At 65.1% G+C, this 14513-nt stretch carries 13 protein-coding genes; 12 read left to right on the top strand and 1 reads right to left on the bottom strand.

Translation table 11 applies throughout. The annotated features are described in order from the left end of the window. Nucleotides 1-16 precede the first annotated feature (16 nt). The 5 genes from ACVWWN_RS33860 (at nt 17) to ACVWWN_RS33840 (ending at nt 5330) form a co-directional block, all read left to right on the top strand. Entirely contained in the window at nt 17-1141 is a 1125-nt protein-coding gene (locus ACVWWN_RS33860) for a glycosyltransferase (protein WP_457147742.1), read from the top strand. Between the two features lie 94 nt (nt 1142-1235). Next, nucleotides 1236-1913: an acyltransferase gene (locus tag ACVWWN_RS33855; RefSeq protein WP_457147741.1), complete on the top strand. Its 678-nt coding sequence runs from the start codon at nt 1236-1238 to the stop codon at nt 1911-1913. After that, nucleotides 1913-3040 (top strand): glycosyltransferase, encoded by a 1128-nt coding sequence (locus ACVWWN_RS33850; RefSeq protein WP_457147740.1) that lies wholly within the window; start codon nt 1913-1915, stop codon nt 3038-3040. Before ACVWWN_RS33855 ends, ACVWWN_RS33850 begins: the two co-directional genes overlap by 1 nt. Nucleotides 3041-3459: 419 nt before the next feature. After that, nucleotides 3460-4194 (top strand): hypothetical protein, encoded by a 735-nt coding sequence (locus ACVWWN_RS33845; protein WP_457147739.1) that lies wholly within the window; start codon nt 3460-3462, stop codon nt 4192-4194. Beyond that, complete coding sequence (locus ACVWWN_RS33840) at nt 4191-5330, top strand: glycosyltransferase (RefSeq protein WP_457147738.1); 1140 nt, start codon at nt 4191-4193, stop codon at nt 5328-5330. Before ACVWWN_RS33845 ends, ACVWWN_RS33840 begins: the two co-directional genes overlap by 4 nt. Here ACVWWN_RS33840 and ACVWWN_RS33835 read toward each other — a convergent pair. Continuing rightward, complete coding sequence (locus ACVWWN_RS33835) at nt 5327-6796, bottom strand: O-antigen ligase family protein (RefSeq protein WP_457147737.1); 1470 nt, start codon at nt 6794-6796, stop codon at nt 5327-5329. The genes ACVWWN_RS33840 and ACVWWN_RS33835 overlap by 4 nt on opposite strands. A 140-nt stretch (nt 6797-6936) precedes the next feature. On the opposite strand from ACVWWN_RS33835, the gene ACVWWN_RS33830 reads away from it, so the two are divergent. The 7 genes from ACVWWN_RS33830 to ACVWWN_RS33800 all read left to right on the top strand — a co-directional run bounded on the left by ACVWWN_RS33830 (nt 6937) and on the right by ACVWWN_RS33800 (nt 14366). After that, nucleotides 6937-8457 carry an AAA family ATPase gene (locus ACVWWN_RS33830; RefSeq protein WP_457147736.1) on the top strand — a complete coding sequence of 507 codons (1521 nt, stop codon included), beginning with the start codon at nt 6937-6939 and terminating at the stop codon, nt 8455-8457. Nucleotides 8458-8801: 344 nt separating this feature from the next. Beyond that, complete coding sequence (locus tag ACVWWN_RS33825; protein WP_457147735.1) at nt 8802-9704, top strand: lipase family protein; 903 nt, start codon at nt 8802-8804, stop codon at nt 9702-9704. 255 nt (nt 9705-9959) lie between these two features. Next, nucleotides 9960-10373, top strand: a complete 414-nt coding sequence (locus ACVWWN_RS33820; protein ID WP_457147734.1) for a hypothetical protein — start codon at nt 9960-9962, stop codon at nt 10371-10373. A 44-nt stretch (nt 10374-10417) separates the two neighbouring features. After that, nucleotides 10418-11659, top strand: a complete 1242-nt coding sequence (locus ACVWWN_RS33815) for a lipase family protein (protein ID WP_457147733.1) — start codon at nt 10418-10420, stop codon at nt 11657-11659. Nucleotides 11660-11688: 29 nt separating this feature from the next. Continuing rightward, complete coding sequence (locus ACVWWN_RS33810; RefSeq protein WP_457147732.1) at nt 11689-12933, top strand: lipase family protein; 1245 nt, start codon at nt 11689-11691, stop codon at nt 12931-12933. A 40-nt stretch (nt 12934-12973) separates the two neighbouring features. Next, nucleotides 12974-13804 carry a sialate O-acetylesterase gene (locus ACVWWN_RS33805; protein WP_457147731.1) on the top strand — a complete coding sequence of 277 codons (831 nt, stop codon included), beginning with the start codon at nt 12974-12976 and terminating at the stop codon, nt 13802-13804. Beyond that, complete coding sequence (locus ACVWWN_RS33800; protein ID WP_457147730.1) at nt 13791-14366, top strand: YdcF family protein; 576 nt, start codon at nt 13791-13793, stop codon at nt 14364-14366. The genes ACVWWN_RS33805 and ACVWWN_RS33800 overlap by 14 nt, the downstream gene beginning before the upstream one ends. Nucleotides 14367-14513: the final 147 nt, after the last annotated feature.

Raw genomic sequence — 14513 nt, 5'->3', positions numbered from 1 at the left:
CCTCGACGGTCCGCGTGTGGCGATTGCGCACGACTACCTCACACAATGCGGTGGCGCGGAACGAGTCGTGCTGTCGATGAGCAGGGCATTCCCTGACGCGCCGATATATACCTTGCTGTACAACCCCGCCACGACATATCCGGAGTTCGCCGACCGTGATATTCGTGTCTCGGGACTGAACAAGGTCAGTCCCCTGCGAAAAAACCACCGCCCGGCTCTGCCGGTATTGCCATTTGCCGCGGAGTCAATATTTATCGATGCCGACGTGGTGCTGACCAGCACCAGCGGCTGGGCGCACGGATTTCGCACTCGCGGTCGCAAACTCGTGTACTGCCACTCGCCGGCCCGCTGGCTCTACCTTCCCGACACGTATCTCGGCGATCATGGCGGCTTGCTGAACCGCGCAGCGTTGCTGGCCACCTCCGGGCTCCTTCGGGCCTGGGACCGTCGGGCCACGCGGTCCTGCGATCGATATCTTGCGGTGTCATCGCTGATCAAAACGCGGATCTCGGACGTCTACGGCATCGATGCCGACGTGCTTCCGCCGCCGGTGGCGATGAAATCCAGCGACGCGGTCGCTCCCGTGCCGGAAGTCCAGCAATGGATCGGCGGGGATGCGACTGACTCCTTTTTCCTGGTTGTCTCGCGCTTGCTGCCCTACAAGAACGTCGATGCGATCGTGCAAGCCTTCGCCGGCAGTGATCGAAGGCTTGTCGTCGTGGGCCGTGGCCCGGAGGCCCCGCGTATCCAGCGAATGATGACGCCGAACGTGCTGATGGTGTCGGACCTGTCCGACGCCCAGATGGCATGGCTGTACAGATCGTGCCGGGCGATCATCGCGGCGAGCTATGAGGACTTCGGCCTCACACCGGTCGAGGCCGGCGTGTGGGGTCGGCCGACCGTGGCGTTGCGCTGGGGCGGATTTCTCGACACCGTTCACGAAGGCGTGTCCGGCATCTACTTCGACGAGCCCAGGCCCCGGTCGATTGCCGCGGCGCTGAACCAGTTCGACGACACGTCATTCGATCCCGACAAGATTCAGCGACACGTTGCGCAGTTCACCGAGGAGCGGTTCATTCAGTCGCTGTACGCCGCGGTGGACGAACTGGCGGCTCCGAGTTGTCAGTCTGCGGCGACGTGAGCGCCGGTGAGTACGCCTCATCGGCAATCCGCCAAGTCCGCCAAGGATGTCGTCGGCGCCACGGTTGATGCCGACCTACGACAGGAGCAAATGCGTGTACCCAAAGCCCAGCGAGGCCGACCCCGAAGACGTGGCGAGGAAGAAGCAGGCCGCACCGGGCCTCAAACTGCCGCCGGCTCCGGAATGGGTATTGGGCCCGGACAACCGGGTCGTCGACTACAAGATGCAGGATATGACCTTTGCGCGTAAGGCGCGCAATCGAATTGCCATGCTGCTGTTCAACATGGTCGTCACCTTCATTCCTTCGCACACTGTTCGGCAGACCTTTCTGCGCGCGTTCGGAGCGACGATCGGTAAAGATTCATCGATCATGCGCGGCACCACGGTGATCGATCCAGAGTTCTTGACGATCGGCGATTGCTCCGCGATCGGCTTCCGTTGTCTGTTGGATGCGCGCGCCGGGCTTTACATCGGCAACAACGTCACCATCGCCAGTGACGTGCACATCCTCGGCGGCGGCCACGATGTGCAACACCCGGACTTCTTGCCGGTTCCGATCCCGACCGTCATCGAGGACTACGTCTGGATTGCCAGCCGGGCGATGGTTCTTCCCAGCCTCATTCGCCGCGGTGCGGTCGTCGCCGCGCAGGCGCTTGTCAACAAGGACATCGGCGAACTCGAGATCGTCGGTGGCGTACCCGCCAAGGTGATCGGCAAGAGAAATCCGGACGCGTTGCAGTACAACGGGAAATACCGCCCACTGTTCTACTGATGGCTACCGCACTCGAGGACTACCGGTTGGTGTTCATCGGCCCCGCCGAGGGCCAAACGGCGGTAGGCGACTACTCGCAGAATTTTGTCGACGCAGTAACCCCGTCCTTCGGTGAGGTGGCCCAGCACCGCACCGGGGGCCCAGGCGCCGACAGTGTGGCCGATATCCGCCGTCACCGGAAGGCGGTCGCCGGACTCATCGCCTCGGGACCGCCAGGGCGCGTACTGGTGCACGCCGAGCTTTCCACCGCCGTTCTTGCGCCGTTCTGGTCCATTGCCGGTCTCAAAGGTGTGCCCGTGACCGCGACCGTGCACGATGCGCCGCAAGGTGTGTGGATGCCCGCGCGTACACGCTTCGTCGCCCGGTCACGTCTGCTCACCCACAGCATCCACTATCCGTTGCGTCCAGTTTCGCGGGCGGTGGAGGGACTGGTGAACGGCCGCCGGACCCTATTCGCGCTGACCGAGGCCGGGCGACGTTCCATTGCCGCAACGTACCCGCGCAGCACCGCCATCTATATTCCGCACATCGTCCGGCACCGGCCCACGATCCGGCCCGCCGAGGACAGGCCCAAGGCGGTGGGATTCTTCGGATTGGTCTACCGCGGCAAAGGATTCGAGCAGATCGCCCGGATACGGCAGCACCTGCCCGATGACATTCTCATCCGGGTCGCCGGCCGGGGTACGGAGACGCTGCCCGGCGCCGAGGGCGTCGAGATCGTCGGCCGCGTGGACGGCGCGGCGGAGGACGAGTTCTTCGGTTCCGTGCGCGCGATCGTCGTGCCGTACGGTAAGCGGCATTTCTACGCCGAGTCATTCGCCGCGTCGGGTGTGGTGGCGCATGCCACCGCCTACCGGACACCCGTCGTCGCCACCGACTACGGACCCCTGGCGGAACTCTCGCGGGAGACCGGAGCCGTGGTGGTCCGCACACATGGAGCCGATCCTGACATGGTCGCAAGGGATCTCGCTCACGCCGCCGCAGCGCTGATCAACGATCGGGACACGCTCGCCGAGTTCGGTGAGCATTCCGAACGAACACGTCAGGCGCGGTCGGGCCCGCGCATCGCCGAGCAGTTCGTCGCGGCATGGGAGCAGATGCTGGCCCGTCAACCGGAAGGGGTCTGATCTGTCCGCCACCGCCGCGGCGCCACGAAACCTCGGCAGGACTCTGCTTGCCGCCGTGTGGATGTACGGCGGTCGCGGGGTGGGCATGTTGTGGACGCTCGCACTCATCAGCCAGCTCAGCATCGGTGACTACGGCCTCTATGGCATGGGATTCGCGCTGGCCTCGATCATCGGGCCGCCGCTGGACAATCCTTTCTCCGTTCGCGCGGCCCGGGAGTCGCGGGATCGATTCCTGGTCGAGCGGACGACACGCTATTTGATGGGACTGAGCCTGATGGGCGCCGGAGTGGCGCTGGTGAACGTGAACTACGTCATATGGTTCGGCTTGTTCGTGGCCGGCGGCGAGATCATGTTCAAGTGCTATCAAAGCCAGGCCTTCCCGCGACGGACACCCCGAGAAGGTGTGGCGGATCGACACGGTGCAACGCACGACCGGCGTTGCCCTCGCCTGCGCCTACCTTTTCAGCGTCGAGAAACCCAGCCTGCACGTCGCAAGCCTGCTCTACTGCACACCGTATGCCGCGATGGCGTTGGTCGTCGGCGTGATGGTGGTGGGGCATCGTCCCGGCATGCCGGGGCCGCCCCGCTTGATAGCCGTACTCGTCGGCGAAACGCTCGGTCTGGCCGCCTATATGCAGGGCGACGTGTTGCTGCTGGGCTGGCTCACGAACAACACCACGGTGGGCTACTACACGCTCACCGTCGTCGTCACGCTTGCGATCGCCACCATCGGCCAGTCCTATGGCATGTCCTTCCACGAATCGCTGAGGGAGCACGACGGCGATCCGTCGGCCGGCCCTCCGTTGCGCAACACCCTGTTGATGGGGGGTATCGCCGGACTGCTGGTGGCGATCACCGGGGTGGTGCTGCTCATTTCGCCCGCGCCAACGGAATTGGCGGTGGCGATGCTTCTGATGGCGGTGTTCTGCGCGATGCGCACCGTCAGCCTGATCCTGCAGGTGGTGCTTTATACGCAGCGACGCGACATGGTGCGGTTGACCACCAACCTCGGCCTCGTTCCCGTCAAGCTGGCGTTGGTGGCGGCACTGGCATCCGCAGGGGCGGTCGGCGCGGCGATCGCCACCGTGGTGACCGATGCGGTTCTTCTCGCCATTTATGCAACTGCCGTCTACCGGAGGAAGGCCAAGAAATGACCAAGGTGATGTTCCTGTTGTCGAAGGACCCCGTGACCGAACACGGCGGTGACATCGAACTATCGCGGGTCGCAATGCGTTTGGCCGCTGAGAGTTTCGAGGTCTCCGCCATCACTTTGTCCCCCGAAGAGCCCGGCATGGTGGCGACCGAAGTGGTCGACGGTGGGCTGCCGCTCCTTCGGGTGTATCAGGGTCCCGTTCAGCCTCCCCGGCTGCTGGCGGGCGCGATCCGCAAGAATCGCAGCCTGGTGCATGTGCGTTTTGACACCGACGAGCTGCTGACCGCGATCGAGGACTCCGACGCCGACGTGTACGTCGCCGAACACAGCTTCATGGCCGAGACGTTCCTGCGCAGCAGTCGATACGGCAGAGCGGGTCTGGTGATCAACACCATCAACACCGAGTCGCAGGTGTGGCTGGCCACCCGGGGACTACTCGGGCGGATCGAGGCGCCCCGCCTGTTGCGCGACGAGTTGCGCACCGCGCGGGCGTCTGACGCCGTCGGGTGCTACGAGATCGAGGAAGCGGAGATGTACCGCCAGAACGGTGTCCGTGGTGCACGCTGGCTGGAGGTGACGCTGCCGCCGATCCCGCAGGTCGACGTGGCATCGACGGCTCGCCGGCTGGTGTTCATGGGTGCCCGCGATTGGCCGCCGAATCAGGAGGGATTTCTGCACGCACTACGGCTGTGGCCGCGTATCGCGGAGGGGATTCCCGGTGCGGAGCTGTGTGTCATCGGGGCGAAGAAGCCCGGCGCGAAGGACCCGGCGTACCCCGACGGCGCCCGCGATCTCGGTTTCGTCAAGGACCTGCCCGAATTCCTCGGCTCCTGCCGGGCGTTGATGGCGCCCATCAAGACCGGCGGCGGCGTGCGCGTGAAGCTGCTCGACTCGATCAGGATGGGTCTGCCGGTGATCGGAACAGGGCCGGCCGTCGGCTCGCTCAAATCCCTCTTCGACTTCACCACGTTCGACGACGATGACTCCTTCATCGCCGAGTGCAGGCGGCACCTGCTCGACAGGGATGCCGCGGTTGCGTTGGGCGACAAGCTGTACCAGCTCAACACCGAACACTGGCGTCAGCGCCGTCCGCATCAGGCTTTCGAAGCCCTGCTGCGCGCGGGTACTCGCGTCTAGCTGTGACTTTCCTGCGGGTGCGCCGCCAGTCGGCCCGCGGGCGGTAAGTCGATGGCGCGTCGGATCGGTGGAGCGACTTTCGGGGGCGGCTCGATTGACTGATAGCTGTAGACGAGAAATACCAGGAGAAGCGAGAACGTCATCGCAATCTGCGGCAACGAGGCGACCGGATGATCGAGTTGCAATGCCACGAAGCAGACGCCGATGAAAAGTCCGCCGTACATTGCGGCTGGATAAGTGGGGGAGCGCAAGAGGCGGTAGCTGACAACACAGCCGACCACCATCACTGCGACGAATGCGAGGCCGGTGAAGATACCGCCCCGGTAAACGGTCAGAAGTGGCGTATTGGAGACGTAATTGAGCGTGAAGGCCAATGCGCCGTCCTTCATTTCCGGCCGTCCCCAGCCCAGCCCGAACAGCCAGTGACCGGACATGATGTTGGGGAATTCCCGCAAGGCCTCCGCGCGCGCCCCAGCGCCGGTGTCATCGCTGCCGAACGACGAGAAGATTCGTATGCGGACGGTCGGCACGATCATCGCCACCGCGGCCAGGATGAGAAGCGTCCCGATCGCCAGCTGCCGATCGCGGGCCCGCATGGTGTGAAAGACAAGGACCAGGAGAAAGCCTGCCACGACCGTGAAAATGTCGGCGCGGCTGAGCGTCAGCAGGATGGCGAACAGCAATATGCCCGCCAGGCAGTAACGGCGCCAGCCCTCGAAGACGACGAGGCAGATCGCCAGCGCGATGACCATGCACAGGCCACCCGCGTTCGGGTCGATCCATGTGCCGCCGAGTCGCATATATCGAATCTGGCCTTGATCAGCAAAGACGAATCGTCCGAGCTCCTGCCCGGGTTTGTCCTGGTCGCGACCATAGCCGAAGATTCGAAACAGGCCCAGCGATTTCTGCTGCCGGTCGGCGACGACCATGAAGATTCCGAACAATGCGTTGGCCGTCGCCGCGTAGGTGAAAATCCGTCCAAATGTCTTCAAATTTCTCCGTGGTAATCGCAGCAATGCGATAACCGCGAGAGTCACCGTCGCCCATTTAGTGAATTCGACTATGCCGGCCAAACTCAAACCGCCCCCGACGACCGACACGGCCGCCACGAGCACCAGAACCAGCACAGCTACTTCCACACCCGACCAATGTGTCCTGGCGGACGGATGCACCACGGCGGCCAGCACGGCTCCGAAGGCGAAAGCCAGGTAGACCGGCACGTGCACGCCGGGGAAGTACCCGAAGGGCAACGCTCCCAGGGCAAACGCTAGCCCCCAGTAGAACCACAGCGGATGCCGCATGCCGACATAGACGCCAACTACCAGCGCAAGCACGCCGAGCACGCCCATTGTCCCGATCCGGCCATGGTCCATCGCGAACCACACCAGCAACGGACAACCGACGATCAGGACTGCGTGTACGCTATGCTCGCGGAGCAGATCCCCGTAGGCCCTCACAACGCTCATGGTGCCAGCCCGGCCACCAAAACAGCAACCGCACGAGGGATCGTCGGGCTTGCTGCCCGCTAACTTGGTAGTCACCTGGAAGGCATGCCTTGGACGTAAAAGAATATCTGCGGATACTCCAGCGATACTGGTCTGTAATCGTGCTGCTCACGATCGTCGGAGTCGGCCTCGGATACGCGACGACGTTTTCCTTTGTGAACAGGCATCTGCCTTCGATGTTCTCAACGGAGTACGAATCGACTGCGACGCTATTTGCCGCCACCCAGAACGGGACGTCGGTCAGCGAGGCCTACCAGAACAACCTGTTCTCCCAAGAGCGTGTGGTTTCCTACGCGGCGCTCGCTACCAGCGAACAGGTCGCCGCACGCGCGGTCGATCAGTTGAAGGCGCCGATCTCCGCGGGTGAACTGCGAGGCAGGATCACCGCGACACCCGAGGAGAAGACGGTCCTTCTCAAGGTCGGTGTGAGAGACGCGGATCCGGTGCAGGCCCAGACGTACGCGAACGCGGTTGCCGACCAACTCGTCAGCGTGGTCAGCGAACTGGAGACGTCCCGCCGCGGCGGCACGCCCGGTGCGGGTGCCGTCGTCGTCGACGACGCCAACTATCCGACCAAGCCCATCGGTCTGGCGCTCTGGAAGCGCCTCGCCCTCGGCGGCGGCATCGGGTTGGTGCTCGGCGTCATCATCGCGATCTGTGTCGGTGCCCTGGACAAGCGGCTGCGGGGCCGCGAACCCGTTGAAAGCGCGACAGATTCGTTGACCCTCGGTGGCCTGCCGGTCGACCCTGTGCGCCGCACCACGGATGTCGTGGATCTCGCCGGAAACGGTCTGTATGCGGAGCGAATCCGTGAACTACGGACCAACCTGCGGTTCGCGACGGGCCCGTCGGGGGGTCGGCAGCCCCGGGTCATCGCGATCACCAGCCCCGAACGCGGAGAGGGCCGCACCACGACGGCGATCGATCTCGCTGCGGCGCTGGCCGAATCGGGCCGCTCGGTGGTATTGGTCGACGGTGACCTGCGTGCGCCGGCCTTGGCGGACCGGCTGCCGCTCAACGCTTCGATGCGCGCAGGCTCCGCCGAACGGGGTTTGAGCACGGTGCTGGTCGGTGAGAACCAAATACCGGAGGTGCTGATCCCAAACGTCCCGGTCGGCAACCACATGATTGCGCTACTTCCCGCCGGTCCGAAGGCGCCACGCCCCGGTGAATTGCTGGCCACCGACCGCGCTTCGACGGTGGTTCAGGATCTCGCCAAGGAGTTCGAATATGTCGTCGTCGACACTCCGCCGTTAGGGCCGTACTCGGACGCCGCGATCATCGGCGCGGCATCCGACGGGGTATTGATTCTGGCCAGGATCCGTCAAACCACGACAGGTGCGCTTCGTCGCGCACTGCAAAAGCTCGCCGCGGCGAATGTGACGCTGATCGGTAGCGCGGTCACCTTCGAACCGGTTGGGGTACTGGCCCGGCGGCGGCACAAAAAGCAAGTCAGCCACGATGCCGAACCGGCTACGTCGCAAGCCACGCCGGAAGCCGGCGTTTCCCCCGACGCCCAGGACGGAGACGATCGCACCAACGCGATGCCTGCGCCGCCAGAGAAGCTGGTGGCTTCCGGATCCCCGCCGCGCTCGTCACGGGTTCCACGCGGAAGTAAGTGATCTTGCGATTTCTCGTCGCGTGGCTGATCGCCACGGTGGGCGTCGTACTCGCTGGTTGTACGACAAGCCCACCGCCGCCGCCGCAGGCACCGGGTCCACCCCGGACCCTGGCGCCCGCGTACGCGGGCGCCCCCACACTGCCACCGCCGGACTTGACCGACACGGGCCCCGGCTCATTGGTCTCGGTCAAGCCGGTGGCCAGCCAGATCGTCTTCGATCAGGTGGACGCGGCTGCCGTCCGAGTGGTCTATCGATCAACGTCGGGTGACACCGGTGATCCGACCGAAGTATCCGGTGTGATCGCGGTGCCACCGGGCAAGCCTCCCAAGGGAGGTTGGCCCATTATGGCCTTCGGCCACGACATCACCGGACTGGCGAATCCGTGTGCGCCATCGCTCTCGACGGATCTCGCCGGCTACGCGGGCGTGGTTTCGGTGATCTTGAGCCGTGGATACGTCGTTGCCTTGACGGACTATCAGGGACTCGGGTTGCCCGGGGACAAACATTCGCTTGTAGACGTGGCCGCCCTCGGAAACAGCATGATCGACGTCGCGCGTGCCGCGCGGCACGTGTTCCCCGAGACGAGCACGCGCTGGGCGGCGTTCGGCCTGGGAGAGGGCGGGGTCGCGGCGTGGTCCGCCGCGGAGCGCGCCGAAGGCTACGGCGGCGGACTCGATCTCGTCGGCGCCGCGGCCGTCTCGCCGCTTGCCGACCTGTCTTCTCTTGCCGACGCGGCCGAGAACGGCACCCTGACCGTCGACCAGCAACGGCTCCAGATGCTCGTCGTGGAGAGCCTGGTCTCGTCGCGCGGATTCGACCCCGACGAATATCGATCGCCCGCCGCGAGGGAACGCTGGAACGTGCTCACCGATTGCGCGCCTGCCGATCCCGAGGCGGCGTTGCGCGCGCAGCAGGGCCTGCTGGCGGCCGACTTACGGCCGGCCAGCCCGGCCGCCACCGCGCAACTGCGCCAAGCGCTGGCCGACGCTTCGCTACCGCAGAAGACCGGATCGCCTCTCGCCGCACCGCTATTGGTGGTCTATGCCACCGATGATCCGTTGATTCCGGCTTCCTGGACGAACAGGGCGCTCGCGCGGGCCTGTGCGGAAGGCGATCCGATCGAGGTGTCGAGCATGATCGGCGACACGACCACCAAGACAGAGCAGGTGATGCAGGGGGCGCTGGACTGGCTGCAGGCCCGCTTCGACGGTCAGCGGGTAGCGAGCGTTTGTCGGGGGATCTCATGAGAGCACCCGCCGAAGCGCCGAGATTCTCGGATTACCTGCGGTTACTCGCCGGCTCGTGGATTGTCATCGTGCTGGTCACCGCGTTGTCTGCCGGTGCGGGCTGGCTGGTATGGCACAACGACCAGAAGTACGACGCGACCGCGCGGTTTCTCGTGGTGGCACCCGGAGGCGCGGAGCCCGCCGACGTGTATTACGGCAGCCTCAGCGCGATGGCGCCGAACCCCGACATACCAGCAGTTGGCGCGCAGCAGTCAGGTGACCATGCGGACCATCGACGAGCTGAAGCTGCGACTCACGGCCGAAGAACTCGCGAAAAACATCACCGTCGAGCCGACGAAGTCGGCGATACTCGAAATGCACGTCACCGCCACCGATCCCAACGAGGCCCGCGATACCGCGAATTCCATAGCGCGCAATCTGCTCCAGGTCTCGAACGAGATGGAGGGGCTCGACACCGGCGCAACCGATTTGGTGCTGATCGACTCCGCGAGCGGTGCGGTGGATACGAGGCCGTCCCGTTCGCGGCAGATGCTGTTGGCCGGCCTGATGGGACTGGCAATCAGCGTGGTGCTCGTGCTCGCCTACCGGCTGGCGACAGGCGATGTCATCGACCGCAAGCAGGTCGGCCACATCGTGGACGGGACGATGACGGGGAAGGGCAGAGCATGATCAGCAAGGCAACCCCGACGCGGCCGCGACAACGGTTTCGGCCCATGGCCCTTGCCGTCGCCGTCCTGCTCACCGGCATGAGCCTTGCCGCGTGCGGCGATGACGCGCCCGCGAGTCCCCCTCAGCCCGCAGCGCTCTCGGGCGTGGAATTGCAGGGGGACTTCAGTGGCTCCGGTCCCGGAACGCTGAAGTCTGCAAAAACTTTACCGACAATCGACCGGCGTCTGCGTGCGACGTCATCGGTGGCAGCGCGCGTCACCTACACCTCCACGTCGGGCATCGACAACAGCCAGACCACCGTCAGCGGAACCGTTTTCGCCCCCAAGGGTGCGCCACCCGAGGGCGGTTGGCCGATCATCGCGTTCGGTCATCCGACCACGGGGACCCAAGAAGGGTGTGCGCCGTCTCTGTCGCCGGACCTGTTGACCCTGTCCGTGGTTGTCACCGGTCTGGTGAAGGCGGGGTTTGTGGTGGCGGTGTCGGATTACCAAGGGCTCGGGGTGAACGGGACCTATCACCCCTACCTGGACGCCACCACGGAGGGCTACAACCTCATCGATTCCGTACGCGCGGCCCGCAAGCTGGTTCCGAATACGTCGACGCGCTGGGCCGCGACCGGCGGATCACAGGGCGGGCAGGCCGCCTGGGCGGCGAACGAGCTCGCGGATGACTACGGAAAAGGCCTGGAACTTGTTGGCACAGTGAGTTTTTCGGCGCCAATCGATATCAGCGGGTTCGCTGACGCCGCCGCGTCGGGTCAGTTGACGGAGGACCAGATACCCGTGCTGCAGAGCCTTCTTGCCTCGTTGAAGAACGAACGTCCCGACTTCGACCTCGACGACTACCGACGCGGCCTGGTCAAAGAGCAATGGGACGTGTTGTCGGTCTGTGATGGGCCGGAGACGGTGGAGCGTACCAAGCTGGTGGAGAAGCTCAGCGCGGATGATCTGCGGCCCGCCGGGCCGGCGGCGGTGGACGCGCTCCGTGGCGACCTGGCGCAGAGGAGTCTGCCGCAGCGGCCGGCCAGCGCACCGATGTTGGTCATCTACGGTGGCGACGACCAATTGATCGCGCCGGCCTGGACCGACGGTGCGCTCCGTCGGGCCTGCGAAATGGGTGACACCATCGATATTCTGATGCAGCCCAACAAGGGACATGCCGACGTCGACATCGGCACCGTGGTCCCCTGGCTCACCGACCGGTTCGCCGGCGTCCCTGCCCCCAACAGTTGCAGGTCGTTCCTGGCCCCTTCGCCGGCTGCGGCAGACGAAGGAGATCAGCCGTGAGCCTTGGGCACGATGAATACTGACGGGTGATGGCGCGCACGGTACGCGTGATGCGCCGGGCGGCGTTGTGGAGCTTGGCCGTCGCCGCTGTCCTCGTGATCACCATTGTGTCCGTTGTGGTGGTGCAGTGGCTCGGGCAATTCCTGCTCGACACGTCGAAGACGACCAACGAAAGCCCGACACCGATACGTGCGGCCGAGATCGGCGGCACCACGCCGGGTTCGCTGGTCAGCGCCATGACGATGCCGGCTTTCACGCGAACGGCCGACGGCAAACATCTGCAGGCCGCTCGGGTCGTCTACCGGTCGACCGAGGGAGATACCGGCGCGCGCACCGTCGTGTCCGGCAGCGTGTTCACCCCGCTCGGACCACCGCCGGCGGGCGGCTGGCCGGTGGTCGCCTACGGCCACGGCACAACCGGTATCGACAAACCCTGCGCGCCTTCGTTGTCGGACGCCCTGCTCGGGACGGGCAGTGTCGTGGCCGGCCTCACCGGTCAGGGCTACGCCGTCGCAGTACCCGATTATCAAGGCCTCGGCATCGACGGCGTACATCCATATTCCGACGCCCGCACAGCCGCGTTCAACATGATCGACGCGGTGCGAGCCCTGCGGCACACGTTCAAGAACGTATCCAACCGGTGGGCGGCCTTCGGCGGCTCGCAAGGGGGTGGCGCGGCATGGTCGGCCGACGAACAAGCCCGCGGGTACGCCCCGGAGCTGCAACTCGTTGGAGCAGTGGCGGTCTCACCGGCCGCCGACGTCTCCGGAATCGTCGACAAGGCCCAGCAGGGGACGCTGACATCCGACCAAGGTCCGGTGATGCAGCTTCTCGTGGAGTCGCTGGCCCGCTTGCACCAGGACCTCAACCGAGACGACTTCCGTCGGGGTGCGGCCCTGAAGTACTGGGACGTGCTGTCGGCGTGCTCGGGCGCGGCTGTGCACGACCGCACCGCCGCCGCCAACGCGCTCGGCCCCGATGATCTCAAGCCACGCTCGCCAGAAGCCGCCGAGCAGCTCCGGCAGCTGCTCCGGAAATGGGCCTTGCCGCAGGCGCCGTTGTCAGCGCCGTTGTCGGTGGTGTACGGCAACAAGGACACCTTGGTCGACCCGCAGTGGACCACCGATGCGATCGCACGTGCCTGTGCGCTGGGCGGAACGGTGGTGTGGGACCTGCAACCGGACAAGGGACATGGTGATGTGGATTTCTCCGCTCAGGTGACATGGTTGGCAGACCGGTTCACCGGGAAACCGGTGGCCAGTGAGTGCCCTTAGAAATCCCGATGGTGACGGCCCCCTCTGGCAGCAGTTGCTCATGGAGGCCAAATGCGTTGTGAAGCGGCGGATGGCGCCGCGCGGCACGCCCGTGGTGCCGCCCGAGTCGGGATACCTCGTGGTGCCCGTTCTGGGTCAATCCAACGCGCACGGAATGGGCCTGCCGCTCGATCCGGACGGCGAGGGCCGGCCGCATCCCCGGGTCCACCAATGGGCGATGTGTGGGCCGTCCAAGGGCACGGCGGTCGTTGCGGTGGACCCACTGCTGCACGATGTGCCGACGCGACGGGCCGGCTTCGGTGTCGCGTTCGGTAAGCATCTGGCCGACGCGACAGGGCGCCACGTGCTGTTGATACCCGCGGCGCGCGGAGACACGTCGTTCGCGCCGAAGAACGGCTACACATGGGATCCCGCCGACACCCGAACCCGGGTCAACCTGTATCGCAGGGCGGTCGGCGCGATCGACACCGCCCTAGCTTCGTTTCCCGGTAGCCGCCTGGCGGCGGTCCTCTGGCACCAAGGCGAGACCGACGTGCCGCTGACCAACGGGGCGGTCTATCGGGCCAAGCTGGATTTCCTCATCGACGACCTTCGGCGTCGCTACGGGCCAGATGTGCCGTTCCTGCTGGGGCAGATGGTCCACGAAGAGATGGAGATGAGCCATAAGGACTACTCCGTCATCAACGCCGTGCACGAGGACACGCCGAATCGCCACGCGCGGGTGGCATTCGTACCGGGGCCGCGGGGGATGTGCAACAGTGCGGCCGATCGGCACTACAACGCGGCCGGGTTGCGCGAACTCGCGCGATCGATGTGGGAACACTACCGCCGGTCATGCGGCGAGGACCTGCCGCGAGATGTCGTCTCATAGTCTGCGCACAGCCGCAATTGCCATCTTCTCGGCGACCGTGGCGCTCGTGTTGCTGTTCAACGTCGCCGGCTTCATCATGTTCAACAACGCCCGAGTCGACCCGTTGCAGCGGGCGGACGCGGTACTCGTACTCAGCGGGGAACACGACGGCAGAGAGGACTACGGCATATCGCTCGCCCGCAGTGTCGGGGCGTCGACCGTGGTCATTTCGAATACCTACCCCCGCGACGACGCGGTCATGCAACGCATCTGCTCCGCATCCGCCGAGGGCATCGAGGTCGTTTGCCTGCGGCCGTCGCCGGCGACGACGCGGGGCGAGGCCACGATGATGCGGCAGCTCGCGGTCAGGCGGTCATGGAGCAAGATCATCGTGACAAGTTGGCGCTATCACCTGCCGCGGGCCCGACTCGTGTTCCGGCAATGTTTTTCTGACCGCCCCGACGCCGTGGTGATGACCGCCGTACCCACAAGGTACCGAAACTCGCTACTGCGATGGGACTACGTTTATGCGTGGCAATACGCAGGATTCGTCAAGGCGCTCATGCTTGGCGAGTGCTCCTAACGAAGATTATGATCCATTCACTCAGCGAACTCTTGACAGCAGTGAGATAGTTAATGGACGACCCCCAGTAACGGCTCGATTGCGCAGCTCCAGCAAACGAAGGGTGATCAGGTAGTGACCGCGGCAGAGATTATCGTAGCGCCGCCC

Source organism: Mycobacterium sp. URHB0021, from assembly GCF_054057895.1.
The sequence above is the reverse complement of the archived record's forward strand: the minus strand, read 5'-3'. Positions and strand labels throughout refer to the sequence as shown.